Here is a 20,724-nt window from a genome sequence, read left to right on the forward strand (position 1 = left end):
ACACAACGTCACCCGACTTAAAAGTCAAGCCGCAATAGTGTGCGCCAGAAGTTTTTTATGGGCGAACGCCAGTGCTTTCGCCAATTGTTTTCCCACCATTCATCTTCGTTTTTGATCACCCCCTCGATATCACTGCTCGCCTCGCTAGCGGAATGCTGTCGGAACATCATCGGAAATACGCAGTGTTGCCGAATCCGCTTTTTGAACATCACGTCCACTGGGATACCGTCATAGGGAGTTTTTGCCAAAATCTCACAGCCCGCTCGCGAAAGCACATAGGCATGAAGAGCGACTACGCGCCCTCTCGCAATGAAGGGGCACCACGTCAGCCACGTTCGCCCCATGCTGTAACCCAGGTGCAAGGATTCGAAGTGTCGCGTGCGCATGAAACGATTTATCCACGCGACACGACCCACCTTGACGTCGTAGGGTTTCGCGTCATCCTCAAAGATGAGAATCCTGCCCAGACCTTCATCGAGCGCTTGTTGGGCAAGTCTCTGATGAGACAGATAGCAGCCGCGCTGTGGGTTGCTGTCCTTTTGCGCGATGTGGAAGATCACTCGCTGGCCGAGTCGCTCACCGATCTCGCGCCTGAATAACGCTCGCCTGTCGCTTCGCACATCGAGCGAAATGCAATAAACAGCGTCAACATCAAATTTAATTTTACTCTGCATTCCAACCACCCGACTCAACTGGCTGGAAATATTGGAGCTGCATCCACCCTCCAATATATAGGAGGATTCTTATATCTGCCCTCGCTGAAGCTAGCGCCGTCCGTACAGTCGAGGCTGCCAGGTCGAAAACATGAGTATTAGTTGCGAAACACCAACGAGTTGCCTGACAGCATTGGGGCAGATCACGCCTCGCCTTCGGTGACCCGTCGCGCACATGTCCCCGGCATTAACAACACTCCACGAGCCTCACTCCAACAAGCCGCTCAACCAAAGGCACAGACTCCCCCATGCCCGGCTCAGCCATCCGCCCTCAGGTACGGCATGCTGCGCGATGATCGGCTCGGCCTTGATCAAACTACCCGCCAGGCTCCAACGCACCACACCTACCTGCTGGCCCTTCTCGACCGGCGCGATAATCGGCTCGAAATACTCGACCTCGCCCGTCAGGCCCGCCTGCTGCCCCGCAGGCACTGATAGCGTGACCGGGGCCTGAAACCCAATTTCCACGCGACTGGTCATACCCTTCCAGACCTTGATGGAATCTAAAGATGCCAAGGCTTGGTCTACCTGAACCTGCTCGAAGGCACGGTAGCCCCAACTGATCAGGCCCGCCGCCTCTTCGGCCCTGCGCTTTTCATTCTCGGCGCCCAGCAGCACCAGCAGCATGCCGCGCTCATGCGTGGCATCGACTCGCCGCTGTGCAGTCGCCACCAGACAGTAGCCTGCTGCCGCTGTGTAGCCTGTCTTCATGCCCGTCACGGTCGGATCGCTGAACAGCAATGAATTGCGATTCCTGCGATTGGCCGTCGGCGTTCCGGGATAGTGATATTCCTTGATCGCGAAATAGTGCGCGTAGTCAGGAAATCCGTTCACCAACCTCAGCGCCAAGGCACCCAGGTCGACGGCGCTGCTGAGGTGGCCCTCTTCAGGCAGGCCAGCAGGGTTCATGAAATGGGTATCGAGCATACCCAGGCGTTGCGCCTCGGCATTCATCATGATCACGAACTGATCGACCGTACCTCCCACCACCTCAGCCAATACATAGGCCGCGTCGTTGCCTGATTGCACCAGAAGGCCTTTGATCAGATCGTCCACGGTGACCTCCATGCCGGCGTGAAGGTACATGGTCGTGCCCGATTTTTTCCAGGCAGAACCACTGATGGACACCTTTTGCTGCAGGTCGATGTGCTGGGCACGCAACGCCTTGAACACCAACAACGCCGTCATCAATTTGGTGGTGGAGGCGGGTTCGAATCGCCGATTCCCGTCTTTTTGCGCGAGAACTTGTTTCGTATCGGGGTCAATCAACACATAAGCCTTTGCAGATACATTAGCGCCGCCGGCAAGTACCGCCTGACTCAAGATCAACAGCGTGGCGCTACAGACGGCAATAGTCAGGTGGTTGCGAAAACGCGCCGTGGGTGTCACGCAAGACTTCATCAGGTCTCCAGATTATCGAACAGGGCATGGATGCACCCGATAAAAACCTAAACGACAGTAATTTGCCAAATGATCGCTCATCATCGATAGCGTGATGCCTGCGCATCCGATAACGCCTTAACCACCATCACGCCAAACATGAGCAAATATCACGTATTTACCCGCTAACGCGCAGTACTTATAGTTTTTGCGCAAGATGAACTTCAGCAATCCCGAACAACTACAACTTACGGCACGCATGATTCCTCTGCACACATTGAACTCTCGTAAAGGAATAATTCGCCATGATAAAGCCCTATGTACTTTTCGGCAGGCAGCGCACATTGATATTGGCATTGGGGTGTTGCGCCCTGCTCACAGGTTGCGCCAGCGACTCACCGAGCGCCCAGTACGCTGTAGCCCAGTCCCAGGTGGACGCCGCCGTCGGCGCTGGGGGTACCGAGTTCGCCGCCATCGAGATGCGCGCGGCCCAGGACAAGCTCAAGCAGGCCGCAGTCGCCATGCACGGTGCTGACAACAGCGAGGCCCGCAGGCTTGCCGAGCAAGCGGAATGGGACGCCAGGGTTGCAGAGCGCAAAGCCCAGGCCGCCAAGGCTGTGAAGGCGGCAAGCGACGCCCAGCGCGGAGCCCAGGACGTCCTCGGCGAGGCCATGCGCAGCGCCCGGTAAACAGCGCCCTACCCATTGTGTTTGAAAGGAAATGCATTCATGCAAAAGACCCTCTTGATCCCCGCCCTGCTGACACTGGGCGCTATCGCTGGCTGCTCGCACGCGCCAAACGCTCAATTGGAGCAGGCACGCGTGAACCTCGCCACGCTGCAGAGCGATCCACAGGCAAGCCAGGTCGCCGCCGTCGAGACCAAAGAGGCCGAGCAGGCTCTGGACCAGGCTGACCTGGCCTACCTCGATGGAGAAGACGAACAGAAAGTCAGTCACCTGGCCTACCTGGGCAACCAGCGGGTGGAGGTTGCAAGGCAGACGGTGACACTGCGTGTTGCCGAAGCAGACCTGAGGAACGCCAGCGCCCTGCGGGCACAGGCCAAACTCGAAGCCCGCGAAGCGCAGATTCGAAAGCTGCGCGAAAGTCTCAATGCCAAGCAGACACCACGCGGCACCGTGGTCACCTTCGGTGATGTGCTGTTCGACTTCGACAAGGCTTCGCTCAGGACCAGTGCCCACGCCAACATTGGGCGTCTTGCGCAGTACCTGAATGAAAATCCCGAGCGCAAGGTGATCGTTGAAGGTTTTACCGACAGCAAAGGCCCGGCGCCTTACAACCTGAAGCTCTCCGATCGCCGGGCCACCAGCGTCCAGGCCGCCTTGGTGCGCGCTGGGGTCGACCCGCGGCGCATTGTGGTCAGGGGTTACGGTGAGGATTTCCCGGTTGCGGAAAACGCCGATAGCACTGGCCGTGCGCAGAACCGTCGCGTGGAAGTCACCATTTCCAATGACGACCAGCCAGTCACGGATCGCCGCCTTTCACCTGCGAACTTCTGAAAGCCCGCCCGCCAATGGCCCAGGCGCTGTCGTCGACAGCGCCTGGGCCATTGGCCTACATATCCCGATGAAGCAGCGTCTTGCCGATATTCTTCAGCACCTGGAAGTACTGCTTTCGCCAGTTGGCTTTCCAAAAGATTTCGTCGGGATAGGTGCCATCCAGTGAGCGGGAGGTAACGATGTCGCTGGGGGCCAGATTTTCCGACTGCTGCTGACTTAACATCGGAAACGCCATGAACGCCTTGAATCGCTTCGAGAAAACCCGGTCAATCGCTTCCCCCGCATAAGGTGCATGACTCACCAGGCGCTCACAGCCCGCGCGGGACAAGATATACGCATGCGTCCCCTTGGCGCGGACCCGTGCGATTCCCCGACACCAGGTAAGCCAGACCTTGCCGAGGTTGGCGCCCAAGTAAAAAAGTTCTGGCTCATGGCGGTTCAGGAACGCGTTAATTTGTGCCACTTGAATCAACTTGAACGGCACCAATGTTGCATCGTCTTCCAGAATAAGCACTCGCTGGTAACCCCGCCTCAACGCTAACTGGGCGCACGCTGCATGAGAAGTAAAACAGCCTCGTTCCGGGCATTCATTGTCACGCTCTACCAACAGAAATTCGATAGGTAATTGGCTACAGGCAAACTCGCTGTTGAAGAGCGCCCGACGATCTGAACGTTCCCGAATACTGATACAGAAAACCCCATCGACTTCCAAGTTTCCGAGGGCCGTAGTTTTGAACATAGCTATGAGTTCCTGGTATCGCGCACATCATGAATAAACGGCGACGCGCGAACGCCGAATATAGGTTCGTCGATTTTCTGAAATATCAAGGCATCCTGTATTTAGGATGCCCCCGAAAAGAACGTGAATAATCAGGGCGCAATGCGCGCAGAGCAGGCACCGTGGATAGGCTGCTCTATCGGTATCTACAAGCGTCGAGCGGTAGCGCGTGCGTTGAAGCAGAACAGCATGTCGGACGGCAGCAAGGCATAGCGATCGAACCGCGCCAGGAAGTCCATGCCGACCCCTTGTTCGTCATCGGTGGCGCTGGCGAAGAGCACCTCCCCCACGGGCCGGTCGTCCATCTCTAGACCGTCCACCCGAAAGTCCGCCCAGAGTTTGGCATTCAGAGGCACGGTCATCCCGCCTTCGATGGCTAGATCCGTCACCCGCCCACCCAGGCTCCGGAGCTTCTCAACCGCTTGCTCAGGCAGCGAGTTTTCCTCGAGGAGCGTGTTCAATTGCAGCGGCACGGGTTGTCCTGAGTAGTTGAACCAGAGCGTCGGGGAGTTGCCGTGACTGTCGCTGTAGCCGCTGCAGTGGTCGTAGTCGGAGAGCGATGGCGTGCCTTGAGCGATGAGCAGCGTCTGCTCGAGGTTGTCGACGATCCAGCTGAAACGCCTGAAAGTATCCATCCCCAGAAGACCATCGATTCGCACGCCCATGAGCTGCTCATAGGCGGAAAGATCCAACGTCAGCCACGGATCACTTCCCATGACAGTCTGCGTACCAATCTGCAATGGCAAGGGATGAGCGACGCCAAGCCGGTCGCCGCCGAGGGTGGTTCTGATGGTCGTTACGCCCTCACGGTAGATTTCCGGTATCTCGCTCGGGGCCATATCCAAGACCAGGTCGCCTGCAAGCCGCTGGTCGAGGATGGTGAAATTCGAACCCGTCGCCAGCAGGAATCTGTAACGTTTACCGCCGATGGTCACTGGCACGACCAGTCCGTTCCGGGTCTCGACCTTCAACACAGGCTTGAGCGCAAGATCTACCCGATCACGCGCGTCGCCGGGCTGGTTGCAGCCTGTCGCCATGAATGCGAGCAGAGCAAGCAGGAAGATGGTCTTGATGCTGCCGTCAGGGGCGATCTTCGCCATGGTTACCTCCGTTGAGTACATGATTGAGCTTCATTACTGCACCGCTGGCCGCAAGCCATCGCCAGGGACATTGTTCAATCGCAGCGCCGCGGCCATGATCCGGCTGAATACGGGAGCTGCCACCAGGCCGCCGTAATAGCCACGCTTGCTGGGTTCGTCGATGACCACGACCACCACGAAGCGAGGTGCACTTGCCGGAGCGAATCCGGCGAAGATGCCTTGGTAGGCATTGGCTCGATAGCCACGAGCATCGGCTGCGGTCTTCCGGGCGGTGCCGCTCTTTCCGGCTACCTGATAACCAGGGACTCGCGCGCGGAAGGTGCCACCATTGGCCTCCACCACACGGGTCAGCATCTGGGTGATCGCTTTGGCCACATCGGCAGGTAACACCTGCTCACTGCCCTGTGATGGCTGCCGGGCCACAAGCGTCGGCTCCACCAACTGCCCTTCGTTGGCCAGCGTTGCGTATGCCCTCGCCAGCTGGACCGCGGTGACCGACAGGCCATAGCCATAAGACAGCGTGGCGGTTTCTGCAGGGTTCCAGACCCGATGCGCAGGCAGGACTCCTGCCCGCTCACCCGGAAAACCCAATTGCGTATCGACGCCAAAGCCGACCCTGCTCAGCAAGGAATGAACCCGCTCTCCACCGATATCGAAGGCGATCTTGCTCATGCCGACGTTGCTGGAGCGCAGCAAGACATCACTCAAGCCCAGGACCCTGCCCTGGCTTCTTGATACATCGCGCACGGTATAACGGCCGATCTTGAGCGTACCGTCACCTACGTCCACGGTATCCGTAGGCTTCCAGCGACCACTTTCGAGCGCTGCCGCCATGGCGAATGGCTTCACCGACGACGCCGGCTCGAAGACATCGGTCAGTGCACGATTGCGCATGGCCTCGCGGGGCAACGATGCGCGATTGTTCGGGTTGTAGGTCGGCAAGCTCACCAGCGCCAGCAACTCACCGGAGCGGATGTCCATTACCACAGCGGAGCCGGCCGTTGCCGCCTCTTGTTCGATTCCACGCTTGAGTTCGCGAAAGGCCCAATACTGCAGACGCATGTCGATCGACAGCTTCAGCGTCTGGCCAGGCCGCGCGGGACGCACGGTACCAAGATCGCTACTGAGATTGCCCTTGCGGTCCTTGATCACCTGGCGGATACCTGGCACGCCTTGAAGCGCGCTATCGAATGCCAGCTCGACACCTTCGATGCCCTGGTCATTGTCATCGGTGAAGCCGGTGATGTGCGCGGCTGTCGCACCGGCCGGATAGAAGCGCTGGGACTCTTCCAGCCCGGCAACCCCCTGAATGCCCGCGTTCCTCAGGCTGTCGAGCCGTCGTTGGGCCTCATCAGGGGGCAGGCGTCGGCGCAAGTAGACGAACGCCTTTTTTGCATTGTCGTCCAACTGCCGGTTCAGCTTCGCCGGGTCCATGTCCAACAGCCTGGCGAGTTCCGGCCAGCGTGCACGCTGCGATTGCAGCATCCGCGGGTCCGCCCAGAGCGTGGTCACTTGCGTGCTGACCGCCAGCGGTTGGTCCCTGCGATCGGTGATCACGCCTCTGGACGCCGGCAATTGCAGATGCCGCAGGCTTCTGGAGTCGCCCTGCTGGATCAGGAAGGCGCTGCCTGAGACCTGTAACTGGAACAGCCTGACGCACAAGACTGCCGACAGCACCACCACCAACGCGACCGCAACACGGAACCGCCAGGGGCTCGAAGCTTGCGCAGGTCTCATGGCGATGTCGGGCTGCTGCTGGGCGACTGAGCGTTATCCGGCGTGGCGGGTGCGTCCTTGTGGTGCAACAACCACGCAGGTACCGGGATACCCAGATGAGTCAGGGTAGGTGCATTGATTGCACCCGTGGCGGTCAGACCGTTGTCACGCTGATAGCGGTAGAGCGCTTGTTGCGTTGCACTGCCAATACACCCATCGAGCGGCTCTCGGTAGTAACCTTGCTCGGCAAGTATCCGTTGCAGGTCGCGTGTCATACGTGCGCCAAGCGCGGCAAAGGCTTGTTCGTCCAGGCTCTCGCAGACCTCGCTCAACGCAGGCGCCTGCTCTTTCAGCGCGGGAGCAACAGTGCCCTGCTGTGGCATGACGGCCTGACGCAGCGACACAACCAAGGTAGACATGAGCACAAGGGCCAACAGTCCGGCGCACACCGACGCCGTTGCGACAACCGGCCTCATTGGCAAGCCACTCCCCTGCCCGGTTCGGACCACGTCACGCCCACACGTCTGTTTACCTGTTGGTGACGCTCGTCTGGCCGGGTTTCGATAGGCAAGCGATTACCGACCGCCCGTGTGACGATCTGCCGAGCCTGCACCCCCTGCTTGAGCAAGACATACCTGACCATCTGCACCCTGGCGCGCGATAGCGCCACGCTGGGCTCGTACTGCTCGAACTGATCGGCATGGCCTCTGATGCACACCCGTTGACCTGGGTTTTGCGCCAGTTGCCAACCCAAGGCTTGCAGGTCGTATAGATCGTCCTCGCTCAAGGTGGCCTGGTCGGACTCGAAGTACAGATAGTGGTCTCCCCCTTCCACCACATCGCTAGCTGCACGAGGCTTGTCGCCTGCCTGAAGCGCGGAAGGCTTGGACGCAGATTGCACCGTCATGACCGAAAGGCCCGCCATGACCAGCGCAAGTGCCAGGATATTTTCTGAAGCCACAGGTCTACCTCCGTCTGAATCGAATTCGAGGAAAGGGTCGGCTGGCCACTCACGCAAAGGCATGCTGCTTCAACCAGTCGACCAGCACTTGCATACGCCTTGGCAGCGGATCCAAGGGTGGATGCACCAGGTAATAGGCGTAATCGTTGGCCGGCTGGAAACTGCCCCAGGGCGCTATCAGTTCCCCGCGGGACAAAGCGTTCTTGACCAACTGTTCGCGGCCTATCGCCACACCCGCGTGATTGATCGCCGCGAGCATGCACAGGTCGGAACGGTCGAAAGTCAGGAACCGCGAGCTCAACGGGGCCTCGCTGCCTACCGCCCTGAGCCACAGTTGCCACTCGGCGTCGAAAGACGAGTTGTGCCAGGCGGCGCAGTCATGGATCAGGGTGCAGCGCTGCAGTTCGTCCATCCGCCCATCAAGGCCATGGCGGCGGGCATATTCGGGGCTGCAGACCGGCGCGATGCGCTCGGCCATGATTCGGCTGCTCACAAGCCCGGGGTAATCACCGTCGGAATAACACAGCACGAGGTCGACGCTGCGGGTGCGATAGTCGACCTGCTCATTACCCACGCGGATATCCAACTGCACATCAGGATATTGCTCTACGAAGCCAGCGAGCCTTGGGATCAGCCAGCACTGCACGATGGAAGGACGCACATACAGGCTCAGTTGCCCACGCACCTGTTCATCGGCGCGTGACTGTATGGCCTGGTCGAGCGCATCCATGGTGTTCTGCATGATCTGGTAGAACCGCTCGCCGTCGGCCGTCAGGCTTACCTGGCGGGGCAGCCGGTGAAACAGCTTCAGCTTCAGCCCTTCCTCCAGCCGGGCAATGCGATGGCTTACAGCGCTTGCGGTCAGGAACAATTCATCGGCAGCCTTGGAAAAACTCAGGTGCCGTGCGGCAATCAGAAAGGTATGCAGATTGGACAGGTGTGCACCCTGTACTCGTGGTAAACCAGGATCTTTTCGAATCAGGTAATTCATTAACCGCTCACGACTCATTGACTGTTGCGCGAACTGCGCTGGTTATAACTCACCGATGTTCTTATCAGTGCCGCACCTGTGGTTACTGCCTCCTCGGACCGCACTGCGTCACCTGGAACGGGATTGCACACGCGCAACGGTAAACACTCACGCGATACATCGGCAAATGATCCGTGGTCAGGTGACTGTTAACGCAGTTTCAATTGTCCTGCCAACGCCCGCACGCCCAAGCGTTATAAATCGACCTGCATAACCTGATGATTGCGAATAATGTGCAAATTGAGTTTCCCAGGCGGGGTCGTCTTCAATAGATTTCTCACCGTCTCTATTTGACGTGGCACATACACTTGACCGTTGACCTGCTTGATCACATCTCCATTGAGCAAACTCGACTCCCTCAACTGGTCAACCGTGTTGTAATCGAGCGTGATTTGCCCATCTCGCACTTTTATCCGTATGTCACGATAGGCCAGCGGCAAGGGATCTACTGGCTTGAGTCCGCTGTAGCAAAACATCATCTTCGATGGAATGAAGGCATAGCGACTGAAGCGACTCAACACATCCATGCCCGCGCCATATCGATCAGGCACTTCGTGCACTTCCATCATGCCCAGTGGCTGATTGTTAAGGGTGACGGCATTGACCACATAACGCGACAGCTCTGAGATTCCGTTGGCGTTGGCGACAACGTCCATACCCGGATTCACCTGCAGAGCCCCCTTCTCCGTGCTCAGGTGATCGACAAGCTCTTTGGCGATATAGCTCCTCGACGCACCGGTATCAATGGGCATGAGCACCTGCTGCTCACCCATTGCCAACAAGAGCTCCGGCTGTGAACCGTATTTATCGGAGTAACCAATGCACTCATCGAACGCACTCACTTCAAGCGGACGCTGAGTAATCTGGATGACCTTTTTTTCGTTGGACACATCCCAACTGAACTGCCTGAACGTGTCCACACCCAGTATCCCGCTGACCTGCACGCCAATCGCCTCACTCAGCGGAGATAGATCCGTAGACACCCAGACATCCTGGCCTACAAGCGAGAATGGCCCAAGTTTCAAAGCGACGGGCTTGATAAGGTCGAACCGGGAAGGATCCACCGCACCACGCGTACCCTGAAGTTTGGTGAGATCCTGGTACACGGTCTTGTCGACGAGGGTGCGGGTGTCCAAGGGCACTGTGACCTGACGAGCCAACTGCCTGTCAAGGAGCACCACCGGGACACCACTGTCGAGGAGAAAGTTGTAATACTTACCGGCAATGTGCACGCTCACCAGCGGCACAGTGTCGAATGGCTGCTCGTAACTTTTACTTTGAGATGGCGCACCCTCCTCAAGGTGCGAGCTGTGCAACCACTCCGTGCAGAGCAGCATGAAGATCAGTGCACTTATGCAAAGAAAGAGTTTGTTATCCCAGATCACGTTGCGGTGCCTCGACGAATGGCTGGTTCAGTTTGAATGCTTGCGGCGTTTCTTGACGTTCTCTGCATCCCGTACCGCACGGTCAAACCGTTCACCGGCATGTTCACGTTCGCTGCGCATATCATCACGTTCGGCTTGATAACAGACGTCCCGGCTTACACCGTACGCCTGACACTCATCCAATCGTTGATCCATCGTTTTACAACCGCTGCACAATATGACGAATGCAATCGCCATCCCCTTGGAAACTGTGATCTTCATCAATGACCTCTTTTCGTACACTCAGTTAATCAAATTGCGCGCGCACGCACCCGCCCGGCCAATAATGGCCAGCGTCAAATCCGCGATGAGTTGGAACGGTGTATTGTTTTTAAAAGTGTCAGCGGGCGGTCTTTTCCGCCAGCACCTTGCGAAGGTGCATCACGTCGTTACCGGCATGCTCGAAACGCTCTACTTGCACATGAGACTGAAGATCTTTAAGGCAAAGAATCATCCTGGGGTAACCGAGTACCGCACAGGCGCCGAGCAATCGATGAGCGCGATAAAGCGCTGCGTCCTTGTCGTGGCCATCGATCGCCGCCTCCAGTGCGTCCACGTCGATCTGCAGCGAATCGGCTGCTGCCTGCAGAGTACCGACCGACAGAGCGTCCTCGAACACTTCAGCGACGTGCATGTCAGCCCATAACGCAAGCGTGTCCCTGAGCTTGCCCAGCCTTATCGGCTTGCCCAGCACGCCATTCATCCCCGCGTCGAAACAGGCGATGGTATGTGCCGCGTCGTTCTGCGCCGACACTGCGACGATAGGTGTTGGCGCCGCGCCGTTCACCACCTCTGCCTGTCGCCAGCGACGAGCTACCTCATAGCCCGTGATATCCGGCAGTTGGCAATCGAGCAGCACGATGTCGAAGCGGTTCTGCTCAAGTGCCAGCAACGCATCGCCCCCGGTTTGTGCAAGCATCGAGTGACAACCCAGAACCTCCAGCTGTGCTTGCAACACGATCTGGTTGGCGGGCGTGTCCTCCACCAGCAGGACTTGCAAAGCCTGCTCGACTTGACGCACTTCGAATGCGCCTGCTTCGGGAACTGTTTGTGCAGCATGATGCGTTGCAGGCTCATGAAGCTCACAGGGGATCACCACCGTGGCCACTGTACCCTTGCCAGGCTCGCTGGACAGCCCGATCGACCCGCCCATCAGCTCGCACAGTTGGCGGCAGATCAACAGACCCAGTCCGGTACCGCCAGAGCGGTGGCTGGCGGAACCCGAGGCTTGTGTGTAGGGCTCGAACAGTTTTTCCAGACTATGGGAATCGATGCCGATACCCGTATCGATGACCTGGATCCGCAACTCGCCCATCCCCGGTGATGAAGCCTCGGTATTCAGCCCGACCGTCACCTTCACGCCCCCCGCCGCCGTGAACTTGATCGCATTACTGATCAGGTTCTGCAGAATCTGTTCCATGCGCACCTTGTCCAGCATCAGCCACTGCTGGATGCCAGATGCCTGTACCAACTCCAGCGTCAGCCCTTGCTCACGCGCCTTTACAGCGAACAAGTCGACCACCGAACCGATCAGGCGCATGACGTCCACCGGCGCAGGGTCAAGCTGCAGGCGCCCAGCTTCCAGCTTTGAAACGTCAAGCACATCATTGAGCAGATAGAGGAGGTTTTCCGACCCGCTTCTGGCCAGGTCCAGCAAACGGCGCGATTCGGCTGAAAGCTCTTCGCCGCGCCCCAGCAACTCGATGGACGCAATGATGGCGTTCATCGGTGTACGTATTTCATGCGTCAGTACTGCAATGAACATCTTTTTCTCACTTTCACTGCGGATCGCCTCGCGCCGTTCCTTACGGGCATGAAAGGCGAAGAAGAGGATCAGCAGAAGGCTGACGACAAGCACTCCAAGAATCGGCCCGTAATAGCTGAACATCACCCTGAGCGTCGGCGCACCGTAAGTGGCGTAATCGAAGCTTCGCTCCTCCATTTCATAGGCGCGCTCGGCGCTGACTGAAGCGAGCGCCTTGTCGATGATCCCGTGCAGAATCACCAGGTCGCGCCGCACACCCATCGTCAGCTCTATCGGAAGGCTGGCGATGCCTCCTGAGACCTGCAGCAATCCACCGTACTTCCTGCGCAGGTAAGGCAGCAGCGTCTGCCCCACGCCCATGGCCGCATCGGCCCGCCCTTCTATTACTGCAATCAGGGAGTCTTCGGGGGTGCGGGTCGCCAGTATGATTATTCCGGGGTACAGCGCGCGGACCCTTGCCTCGTATTCTCCACCGCCCTTGACCGCGACCACTCGACCTTCCAGTTGCTTGACATCGAAGACCATCGAATTGTCTTCGAGCGCGACAATGAAAGTATTGCCGATGTAGTACGTACGGGTTTCGCTGACCAGTGCGGCAAACGCCGGCTGGGCAAAATCGCGCACAAGCGACGACACCATATCCACCTCACGCCGCTCGAGCAGGCCGGCCACCGAGGACCAGTCACCACTAGGCACCGGGAGGAAGCGCAGCCCCGTGCTCTGTTCGATGAAGGCGAGCAACTCTCCGGCCAGCCCCTTGATTTCACCGTCTTCCATGTACTCGATCGGCATCCAGTGGCGGTCGGCTGCGACCCGGACTACAGGGTTGGCCTGAATCCAGGCCCGCTCCTCTTCACTCAGCCTGAATTTCTGCGCGGCCACTGGCGGTGCCAAGCTCACCAGAGTCACCAAGCTGAGCAGCGCCAGACACCTCAAAAGGCACCCGACTGATGCTTGAGGTTGAACAGCTCGGCATCCGAGGTCACCCCCAGCTTGCGGAAGGCCGACCACTTCTGGGTGCTGATGGTCTTTTCACTGCGTTGGAACTTGCGGGCGATCTCACTGACCGTAAGGCCTGCAAGAAAACAACGAATGACCTCGCTTTCCTTGGCTGACAGCCGCACCCCCTCGACTCGCACCGCGTTGCATTCCACCGAGGGCGTCGGTGCTCGCTGGAGGGCCGAATTGACGCTGACCTCCACCAAACGGTAGGCCATGTCCGGGTCAATGTAGGTCTTGCCTCTGGCCACGGTGCGGATGCCGCTGATCATATGAGCCATGTCCTGGGTTTTGCCGACAAACCCGCAGGCGCCCACACGCATGGCCAGGCTTACGATCGCAGGCTCATAGTGCGAAGAAAAGATCAGTACCGCACTGGCGGGAAACCTGGACATCAGGGCGCGGATCAGCGAAACGCCATCGAGCTCGTTCGGGCTCAGGGTGTAATCGACCAGCAACACATCCGCAGGCGCAGTGCGCAAGCCGGTAATCATCTCCAGGCTGGAGGCGTAGCTGCCCACGACCTGGATATCCGGCTCCTCGCCGATGCGCGCGACAACCCCACAGCGCACCACAGCATGATCATCGAGCACGGCAACACGTATGATGGCGGAAGAAGCGCTCATGTCAGCTCCATCTATGATCAGCACCTTTTTGCATTCCGATGCGAGGGCCTCACGCCTGAACGAACGCACGGCAAGCGTTCAGCCATCGCCTGCCTATCCTGGCTGAAATAATAGCCATACGCCAACACCGCGCAGCTCTTCACTTGAAGTCCCACTGCATCTGTTGCGTGATCGCGACGCCTCTGGACGTTCGAACACAGGCTTCAAGATAGTCGGTAAAACGCGGCGGCGGCGTAATGCCTTCATCCAGCAAACGGCTGTTGTCGAATACGTAGTTTAGATTGGCGAAACCACTGTACAGGCGCAAAGCGCGCATGATCAGACGTGGGTTGCCTGGACCGATGCGAGACTCGAAGTCGGCCGCCAGCACCGGCAGATCCTCGACACCCACTTTCTGATAACGCTCGCCCACCGGCTGCGTCGCGCAGGCAGCAGCAAAGGCCTGGTCGATATCGGAAAACGTACAGGCAGCTTCTCGGCCTGCGGAGATATGATAGAGGTCATGCCGCAGATGGCGTTTGAGCGCAAGATTGATCAGCGCATCGGCGCAATAGTCGACCGGTATCACATCGATCTTCTCTTCCAGATCACAGGTGAAGCTTTCCAGGGCCAGCCCCATGCGGAACATCCAGAAGATGCTGCCCGACGGCTGGCAACCCAGGGTGCGGTGTCCGACCACGATCGAAGGCCTGGCCACGACCAGGGGTAGATCAGGCAGTTCCTGACGCATGCGTCGCTCGATTTCGGCCTTCGAAGCGGTATAGGGCACCAGTTGTGCGTCGGCCTGCGGAAAGCGCCAGGATTCACTGACCAGCGAATCGCGATCAGGGCCGCAGCTCATTGCCGTTCCGACATGCACGAAGCGCTTCAGGCGCGGCATGCGACTCATCGCCTTGGCAAAGGCAAAGGTGCCTTCCACGTTCACCGGCCAGATGTTCGGATTTTTCGAAAAAGATGCCACGGCCGCGCAGTTGATGACCCGATCGATCGTCATCAACCTTGCTGACTCAGGCTCGAGCCAGGAGGTATCCAGCAGGTCTCCACAAATGACCTGATTGGCGTTGAGCGACATCCGCCCGACTTCACCTACACCGTGCAAGCTCAGATTGGTACGCACACGCTCCAATCCCTGCTCTGGGCTACTTGCCCGAACCAGGAAGCACAATTGGCTGACGTAGCCGTATGCGATCAGCTGAGCGGCCACCGAACCACCGAGAAAACCGGTTGCACCTGTGATCAACAGGCGTTCACTGATGGCAGCCCGCGTTTTCGCTATAGCATCGATCTGCATGTTCATACACTCCTAACCATCGGCGAGGCAGGCGATTACACACGCCCACCTCGCGGTTCAACGTTGATCGAAACGAATTACCACTGATAACCGACGCCCACTGCAGCACCAGCGTCGTTACGGGTGTTGGTGGACCCGCTGAAGTTCGTCGACCAACGACCGCTGGGCGAGACATACGAGACACCCACCGCCAGGGCCGACTCGCCCCGGTAGTTGCCCACCGCCACCGAGGTCATGCTGCCGCCGGCGACCATCGACCGCGGCAGGTTGGCCATGGCCATGGCGCCAGCGATACCCGCACTGAGCGTGCTGTCCTGCTGCTTGAGGTCGCGGTGCAGTTGCGCGTAACGCTGATCGGTGTAGGCATTCGCCTGCTCGGTGGCAGCGGCTGTGGCGCGAGTCAGTTGGGCGATGTTGGCGGCATCCGTGCCGCGGCTGCCCGCAGCGACGTTGGTAATCTGCCGCTCGGCACCGGCTTGCCCCACAGAGACCGTGTTGCTGCGATCGGCAACCGAGTTGGCGCCCAGGGCAACGCTGTTGCTGGCAGTGGCCTTGGCATCACTCCCCACCGCAGTGGTGTCACTGCCTTCGGCACGTGCTCGGGCACCCATCGCCACGCTGTTGTCACCCGCAGCCTGAGCAGCGCCGCCACCGGCCATGGCGTCTTTACCCGAAGCCTGGGGCTGACGCAGGTTGCTGCGGGCGCTGGTCTGGAAAGCGCCGCCCACGCCTTTCTGCAGGTTGGCCACCTCAGCGCTGACTTTGCTCACCGATTGCGCGGTCTGGGTCGCAACGCCCTGCACCGCCTCGATGGATTGGCGCACCGTGACGACGTTGGCATCGGTGTAGGCCTTGGCCGCAGCAATGTCATTACCAGTACGTGTAGCCAGTTCGCCAAGCTGGGTGCCAAGCTGACCGATACGCTCGTTCGAGGACGACAACTGGCTGCCGTTGACTGCATCAGTACTGCTGGCAGTCAGTGCGCCGGCCTGGACGTTGGACAGGCGCGCGGCCTGACCACCAGGATTGAGGGTCAGCTGCGCCTTGTTACTGGCGTCGTCATATTTGACAGCTGCTTGCGCGGTCTGGGTCGCAACGTCCTGGACCGCCTCAATGGACTGACGCACCGTGACAACATTGGCATCGGTGTAGGCCTTGGCTGCAGCGATGTCATTGCCGGTACGTGTGGCCAGTTCGCCAACCTGGGTGCCGAGCTGACCGATACGCTCGTTCGAAGACGACAACTGGCTGCCGTTGACTGCATCGGTGCTGCTGGCAGTCAGTGCACCGGCTTGGACGTTGGTCAGGCGCGCGGCCTGACCACCTGGATTGAGGGTCAGTTGAGCCTTGTTACTGGCATCGTCGTATTTGACGGCAGCGTTGGCAGTGTTCTTGACGCTTTCGCCGACGGCAACCAGTGCATCGGCTACGTTATTGCTGGTCGAGACTGAAGCTTGGGCATTACCGTTTGCATCGACATCCACGGTAGTAAAGACCGGAGCACTGCGAGCGTCCTGCGTCTTGACCGAAGGAATCTTTGCACCACCACCCAGCGAGTCGGCAATTAACTTGTTATTAGCATTGGTCTTTTCATGGAGGTCCTCAAAACCGTCAGCTAACCTCTTAAAACCGGCGGTGAACCTCTTGATTTCCTTCTCAACAGGGTCAGCCAAGCTCTCAACTCCGAAATAGTCGGCCACCTTATTCGCGTCTTGTACGCGACGTTCGAACAGATCGCGCGTCGTAACGAACGTGCCATCGCCTTTATCTAATGAGCCGACCATAGCTGTAAAAGCACCAGGCTCACTGCCAGGCAGCGGAAGGACCTTGCGAATATCTGCGTTAATCTTTTCCCATTTCTCGGTCAGTGCCTTGATATTGGCATCAAGACGTGCATCATCCGCAGCGGTTGGCGCCGGCCCCTTCACATCGGTAACTTGCACAGCCCATGCTACTGGCGAGCCTCCCATTCCCAACACACACGAGACCAGCACACCACCCATCCACCGCTGCCTGCCCGGTGCAAACTTGATATTCATTTTCGACTTCATGACCAACCGCCAACCCCTTCAATCCAATAATTAATCGAGGCCATCACCTCGACCTGCTTGTGATAGGGAGTCGCTCTTCGCGCATAGGCATCCAATCCAGTGACGAAAAATCGCCTGGAAGTTCAAAATGCAATATCAGCGCCCGGATGAACTACCTGCACTTCAGCGACCGAAAAAACGAATGCATCGAGATACCTTCAAGTCGCGCGAGCAACTCGAACAATGACTGTGTACAGGTGGGCGAAATTAAAGGCTTTCATAAAGAAAATGCCCATCCCTGGGCATTAATGCACCCAGCACCCGCATCCATCAGGCGCTTTCTTCAAAGAGCGAGCCCTTCCGAGCTGACGCAAGTCCTTGGCATTTCAATAAGCTTCGTCACACGCTCAGTGCACACTTAAAGAGCCCAGAAGCACCCACCCCCTGAACACGAGCGCTATCTTCCAGTAAATACCCGGGCGAAAATATCGGAGGATTCCTAAAAACTAAGAAAAAGCCTATTTAACTATCAGACAAACCCTCATGCGCATGAGCAGCGACACAATGCCGACACGCCGCCGAGCACTCAACCACGCGCTGTGCCACCATATGCCCCCTGCCCCTCACCACAGGCTCACCCATGCTCTACGTTGTCATGCTCGGAGGAAGACATCCTCGGGCCAGCATCGAAGTCCACGACGTGGTCTTCGCCCACGCCGACACGCTCGACCAGACCTACCCGCAGCTGCGCAGCGCCTGGTTCGGTAGCCCTAAAGGCTTGCACATCGATTCCTGGCTGGAAGTCCATGGTGTGGATGGCTATCGCGTCGAGCTCGGCCACGCCGCACCACCGCCCGGCGCCATGCGCTTGTTCTTGCTGAACCTGGGAGGCTACGCACCTGGCGTGTTTGGCGAGGATCACCGCTACTTGCTGGTAACGGCTACCGACAAGGCCGCCGCCAAGCAGATTGGCAAGCGACGCATGGCAGCCGGTTGGCTGAAGCCGCATACCGACACAGTGGTGGATGTCGACGACTGCCTGCCGGTGGACCTGGTCGACGGTCGCTACGTGCACCTGGTCGAGGGCGAACATCGAGGCACGTTGCAGCGCAGCGACTACATCGTCATCTGAGCGACGGCGTCGACCGAAACGCTGACCGCTAACGTTGCTGGCGGCGCCTGCCCAGTTCGATCCAGACTGGCGCATGATCGCTGGCCTTGGCCTCGTTGCGTACCCAGGCATCCACACCCGCCCGCTTCAGAAAGGGGGCGAGGTCGGGATTGAGCAGCAAGTGGTCGATCCGCAGTCCGGCATTGCGCGCCCAGTGATTGCGAAAATAATCCCAGAACGTGTAGATGCGCTGCTCTGGGTACAGGTGGCGAACAGCATCGACCCAGCCCTGCGCCAGCAACTGTTCGAAGCACGCCCGTGACTCAGGTTGCAGCAGCGCGTCCTTGAGCCACGAGCGTGGGTTGTAGATATCCAGATCAGTCGGCACGACATTGAAATCGCCCGCCAGCACCGTGGGATGGCTGCTGCCATGCAGTGCCTGGGCATGCTTGATCAGGCACTCGAACCAGCGCAATTTGTACTCGAACTTCGGGCCGGGTTGCGGGTTGCCATTGGGCAGATACAGACAACCCACCAGCACGCCATGCACCGCAGCTTCGAGATAGCGGCTCTGCTCGTCGTCCTCCATGCCGGGCAGCCCACGACGGACCTCCAGCGGTTCGCTATCGCGCGCCAGGATTGCAACGCCGTTCCAAGAGGGTTGCCCTTGGTAAAGGCAGCCATAACCCGCCGCTTCAAGCGCCTCGCGAGGAAACTGTTGATCGGCCGCCTTCAATTCCTGCAGGCAGACGATGTCCGGTTGCTCCCGCGCCAGCCAGGCCAACAACGCGGGCAGGCGGCTGCGGATGCCATTGATATTGAAAGTGGCAATCTTCAGCGCTTTCATGCGTCAGGGTCGTTCACGTGGGCCTGGACGGCGTCTTCCAGTGCCCGGACATGGGCCTGATCGGCCAACGCCTTCAGCGCCAGCCAGTCATCCCAGTCGATGGCACCATCGTCACGCAGCGCCTCGGCGGTGCGAACCAGTTCATGGTGGTAGGCATCCGGCGACTCGCGCCGGTAACTGACGTCGTCGTACTGTGCGTACCAGGCTTCAAGTTCGGGAATGCTGCGTTCGATGCTCATGATGACGGCCTCGTTATACCTCTGCTTGTGAGAGCCTGAGCTGCGCGCAATGTTCAACCGCAGTTGTCTACCCGCACAGCCCGTCTATTTATTGTCCATTGGTCTGCCTAGGCTCTGTATGAAAAACCTTGATACTCGGTGATGCTGCGTTGAAAACAGCCTCGGAATGCTCATTTACAACCCGTAAAGTCGAGCGCGACCCCGGCCGTTCCTCGGCTGTTTTCGCCTTGCCTGACCTTCGTCTCAAGGCTTTTCATACAGACCCTAGCAGGCCGCTGACGCATGGCATTGGAACTTCTCACCAGTGAAATGCAGGTGGCCGTTGGGTCGATGAAGAGGTCGTGGTGGACGGCAACCTGATCACCAGCCGTAAGCCTGACCATATACCCGCATTCAACGAACTATTGATCAAGGCCCTTGCTGGCTAGCGTCTCCTGACCGCTGGCGCTGGCCGAATGCAGACTATCCAAAGACTGAAGGTGCTGAGCTTGATGCTGCGGCGCATCTCGCCCGTTCAGCCAGCGGCAGGCTCTGGATACTCGAACCTCCAGGATCGATGCGTTCAGGCCAGTTGGATGTAGACCGAGTAGCTTCCCAGCAGCATCCAGAAAACCAGAAAGATCCACGGCGTGCGAAGCGAAAACAGCAGCGATTTTCGATGCCCTGCACGCGAGGTCTCTGCCTCGCAGAACAGCGGCGACTCGTCGTACGCCAGCCCCATCAACGGCTCGCTGCGCAGCAGGTGGCTTTGCTTGAGCTGCCAGTGATCGATGATGTTGTACGCAGCCCGTATGCCAGGCCAGGCGTTGAGCGAGCTCAATACCCCGAGCAAGGCGAGGAACGCCGGCACGATCAGGGTGAACATTTCGCCCCACCCTTGATTGAGGTTGCCCATGGAAGAGACGAACGCGATGACCAGGAACGATTGCGCCGCCAGGTAGGCATCCGTGCGATTGGCCAGGATGCTGGTTTCGTACTGGATCTCGCGACGGTAGAAGTCAAGACGCTCCTTGGGAGAGCCGAACATCCTGGCGTTGTGCTCGCTGATCTCGTGTTCAGGGGTCGCTGGGGTAATGATTCGAGGCATTCGCTGCTCCGGAAAGTGGGGTCCGAGCTACGAGATGAGCCAGGAGCTGAGTCCGGTAGAACAGGCGATGGGACCGAGAATTCCATGCAATTGACGACTCACCTGCGATT

Annotated in this window: 20 protein-coding genes and 1 pseudogene; 4 read left to right on the forward strand and 17 right to left on the reverse strand. The window is 58.7% G+C overall.

Annotation, left to right across the window (positions count from 1 at the left end; all coding sequences use genetic code 11):
* Positions 1-17: 17 nt before the first annotated feature.
* Positions 18-674, reverse strand: coding sequence for a glycosyltransferase family 25 protein (locus tag ACK3BK_RS13995; RefSeq protein ID WP_411382648.1), 657 nt, complete (start codon positions 672-674; stop codon positions 18-20).
* A 246-nt stretch (positions 675-920) separates the two neighbouring features.
* Complete coding sequence (locus tag ACK3BK_RS14000; RefSeq protein WP_411382649.1) at positions 921-2,114, reverse strand: D-alanyl-D-alanine carboxypeptidase family protein; 1,194 nt, start codon at positions 2,112-2,114, stop codon at positions 921-923.
* 284 nt (positions 2,115-2,398) lie between these two features.
* On the opposite strand from ACK3BK_RS14000, the gene ACK3BK_RS14005 reads away from it, so the two are divergent.
* Both ACK3BK_RS14005 and ACK3BK_RS14010 read left to right on the forward strand, forming a co-directional pair.
* Positions 2,399-2,782 (forward strand): DUF4398 domain-containing protein, encoded by a 384-nt coding sequence (locus ACK3BK_RS14005; protein WP_411382650.1) that lies wholly within the window; start codon positions 2,399-2,401, stop codon positions 2,780-2,782.
* Positions 2,783-2,821: 39 nt separating this feature from the next.
* Positions 2,822-3,610 (forward strand): OmpA family protein, encoded by a 789-nt coding sequence (locus tag ACK3BK_RS14010; RefSeq protein ID WP_411382651.1) that lies wholly within the window; start codon positions 2,822-2,824, stop codon positions 3,608-3,610.
* Between the two features lie 55 nt (positions 3,611-3,665).
* Here ACK3BK_RS14010 and ACK3BK_RS14015 read toward each other — a convergent pair whose 3' ends face one another.
* The 12 genes from ACK3BK_RS14015 to ACK3BK_RS14070 form a co-directional block, all read right to left on the reverse strand.
* On the reverse strand, positions 3,666-4,349 hold the full coding sequence (locus tag ACK3BK_RS14015; protein ID WP_411382652.1) for a hypothetical protein: 684 nt from the start codon (positions 4,347-4,349) through the stop codon (positions 3,666-3,668).
* A 185-nt stretch (positions 4,350-4,534) separates the two neighbouring features.
* Positions 4,535-5,488, reverse strand: coding sequence for a retropepsin-like aspartic protease (locus tag ACK3BK_RS14020; protein WP_411382653.1), 954 nt, complete (start codon positions 5,486-5,488; stop codon positions 4,535-4,537).
* Between the two features lie 33 nt (positions 5,489-5,521).
* A complete protein-coding gene (locus tag ACK3BK_RS14025) occupies positions 5,522-7,225 on the reverse strand; it encodes a peptidoglycan D,D-transpeptidase FtsI family protein (RefSeq protein ID WP_186720475.1) in 1,704 nt (567 codons plus the stop codon).
* A complete protein-coding gene (locus tag ACK3BK_RS14030; protein ID WP_186720476.1) occupies positions 7,222-7,623 on the reverse strand; it encodes a peptidoglycan-binding domain-containing protein in 402 nt (133 codons plus the stop codon). The genes ACK3BK_RS14025 and ACK3BK_RS14030 overlap by 4 nt, the downstream gene beginning before the upstream one ends.
* Before the next feature lie 53 nt (positions 7,624-7,676).
* Positions 7,677-8,165 carry an OmpA family protein gene (locus tag ACK3BK_RS14035; RefSeq protein ID WP_186720477.1) on the reverse strand — a complete coding sequence of 163 codons (489 nt, stop codon included), beginning with the start codon at positions 8,163-8,165 and terminating at the stop codon, positions 7,677-7,679.
* Positions 8,166-8,214: 49 nt separating this feature from the next.
* Positions 8,215-9,174, reverse strand: a complete 960-nt coding sequence (gene dsdC, locus ACK3BK_RS14040; protein WP_238343339.1) for a DNA-binding transcriptional regulator DsdC — start codon at positions 9,172-9,174, stop codon at positions 8,215-8,217.
* 215 nt (positions 9,175-9,389) lie between these two features.
* Entirely contained in the window at positions 9,390-10,580 is a 1,191-nt protein-coding gene (locus ACK3BK_RS14045; protein ID WP_186720478.1) for an aspartyl protease family protein, read from the reverse strand.
* A gap of 27 nt (positions 10,581-10,607) precedes the next feature.
* A complete protein-coding gene (locus ACK3BK_RS14050; protein ID WP_156343784.1) occupies positions 10,608-10,841 on the reverse strand; it encodes a hypothetical protein in 234 nt (77 codons plus the stop codon).
* A gap of 118 nt (positions 10,842-10,959) precedes the next feature.
* Positions 10,960-13,284: an ATP-binding protein gene (locus tag ACK3BK_RS14055; RefSeq protein ID WP_411382654.1), complete on the reverse strand. Its 2,325-nt coding sequence runs from the start codon at positions 13,282-13,284 to the stop codon at positions 10,960-10,962.
* Between the two features lie 32 nt (positions 13,285-13,316).
* A complete protein-coding gene (locus ACK3BK_RS14060) occupies positions 13,317-14,009 on the reverse strand; it encodes a response regulator transcription factor (protein WP_186720482.1) in 693 nt (230 codons plus the stop codon).
* A 139-nt stretch (positions 14,010-14,148) separates the two neighbouring features.
* Complete coding sequence (gene cprA, locus ACK3BK_RS14065; protein WP_411382655.1) at positions 14,149-15,300, reverse strand: cationic peptide resistance protein CprA; 1,152 nt, start codon at positions 15,298-15,300, stop codon at positions 14,149-14,151.
* 77 nt (positions 15,301-15,377) lie between these two features.
* On the reverse strand, positions 15,378-16,784 hold the full coding sequence (locus tag ACK3BK_RS14070) for a YadA family autotransporter adhesin (protein WP_411382656.1): 1,407 nt from the start codon (positions 16,782-16,784) through the stop codon (positions 15,378-15,380).
* A gap of 1,186 nt (positions 16,785-17,970) precedes the next feature.
* Between ACK3BK_RS14070 and ACK3BK_RS14075 the strand changes: the two genes are divergently transcribed.
* Positions 17,971-18,462: a DUF1543 domain-containing protein gene (locus ACK3BK_RS14075; protein ID WP_063544656.1), complete on the forward strand. Its 492-nt coding sequence runs from the start codon at positions 17,971-17,973 to the stop codon at positions 18,460-18,462.
* A gap of 28 nt (positions 18,463-18,490) precedes the next feature.
* Here ACK3BK_RS14075 and xth read toward each other — a convergent pair whose 3' ends face one another.
* Both xth and ACK3BK_RS14085 read right to left on the reverse strand, forming a co-directional pair.
* Complete coding sequence (gene xth, locus ACK3BK_RS14080) at positions 18,491-19,288, reverse strand: exodeoxyribonuclease III (RefSeq protein ID WP_186720490.1); 798 nt, start codon at positions 19,286-19,288, stop codon at positions 18,491-18,493.
* A complete protein-coding gene (locus ACK3BK_RS14085; protein ID WP_054894654.1) occupies positions 19,285-19,527 on the reverse strand; it encodes a hypothetical protein in 243 nt (80 codons plus the stop codon). Before ACK3BK_RS14085 ends, xth begins: the two co-directional genes overlap by 4 nt.
* Before the next feature lie 308 nt (positions 19,528-19,835).
* On the opposite strand from ACK3BK_RS14085, the pseudogene ACK3BK_RS14090 reads away from it, so the two are divergent.
* Positions 19,836-19,955 (forward strand): annotated as a pseudogene (locus tag ACK3BK_RS14090) (DJ-1/PfpI family protein); the annotation flags it as partial.
* A gap of 134 nt (positions 19,956-20,089) precedes the next feature.
* Here the strand turns inward: ACK3BK_RS14090 and ACK3BK_RS14095 are convergent.
* Complete coding sequence (locus ACK3BK_RS14095) at positions 20,090-20,614, reverse strand: hypothetical protein (RefSeq protein WP_186664180.1); 525 nt, start codon at positions 20,612-20,614, stop codon at positions 20,090-20,092.
* Between the last annotated feature and the right edge of the window lie 110 nt (positions 20,615-20,724).

Source organism: Pseudomonas sp. L7 (assembly GCF_046605565.1).
GTDB lineage: Bacteria > Pseudomonadota > Gammaproteobacteria > Pseudomonadales > Pseudomonadaceae > Aquipseudomonas > Aquipseudomonas wayambapalatensis.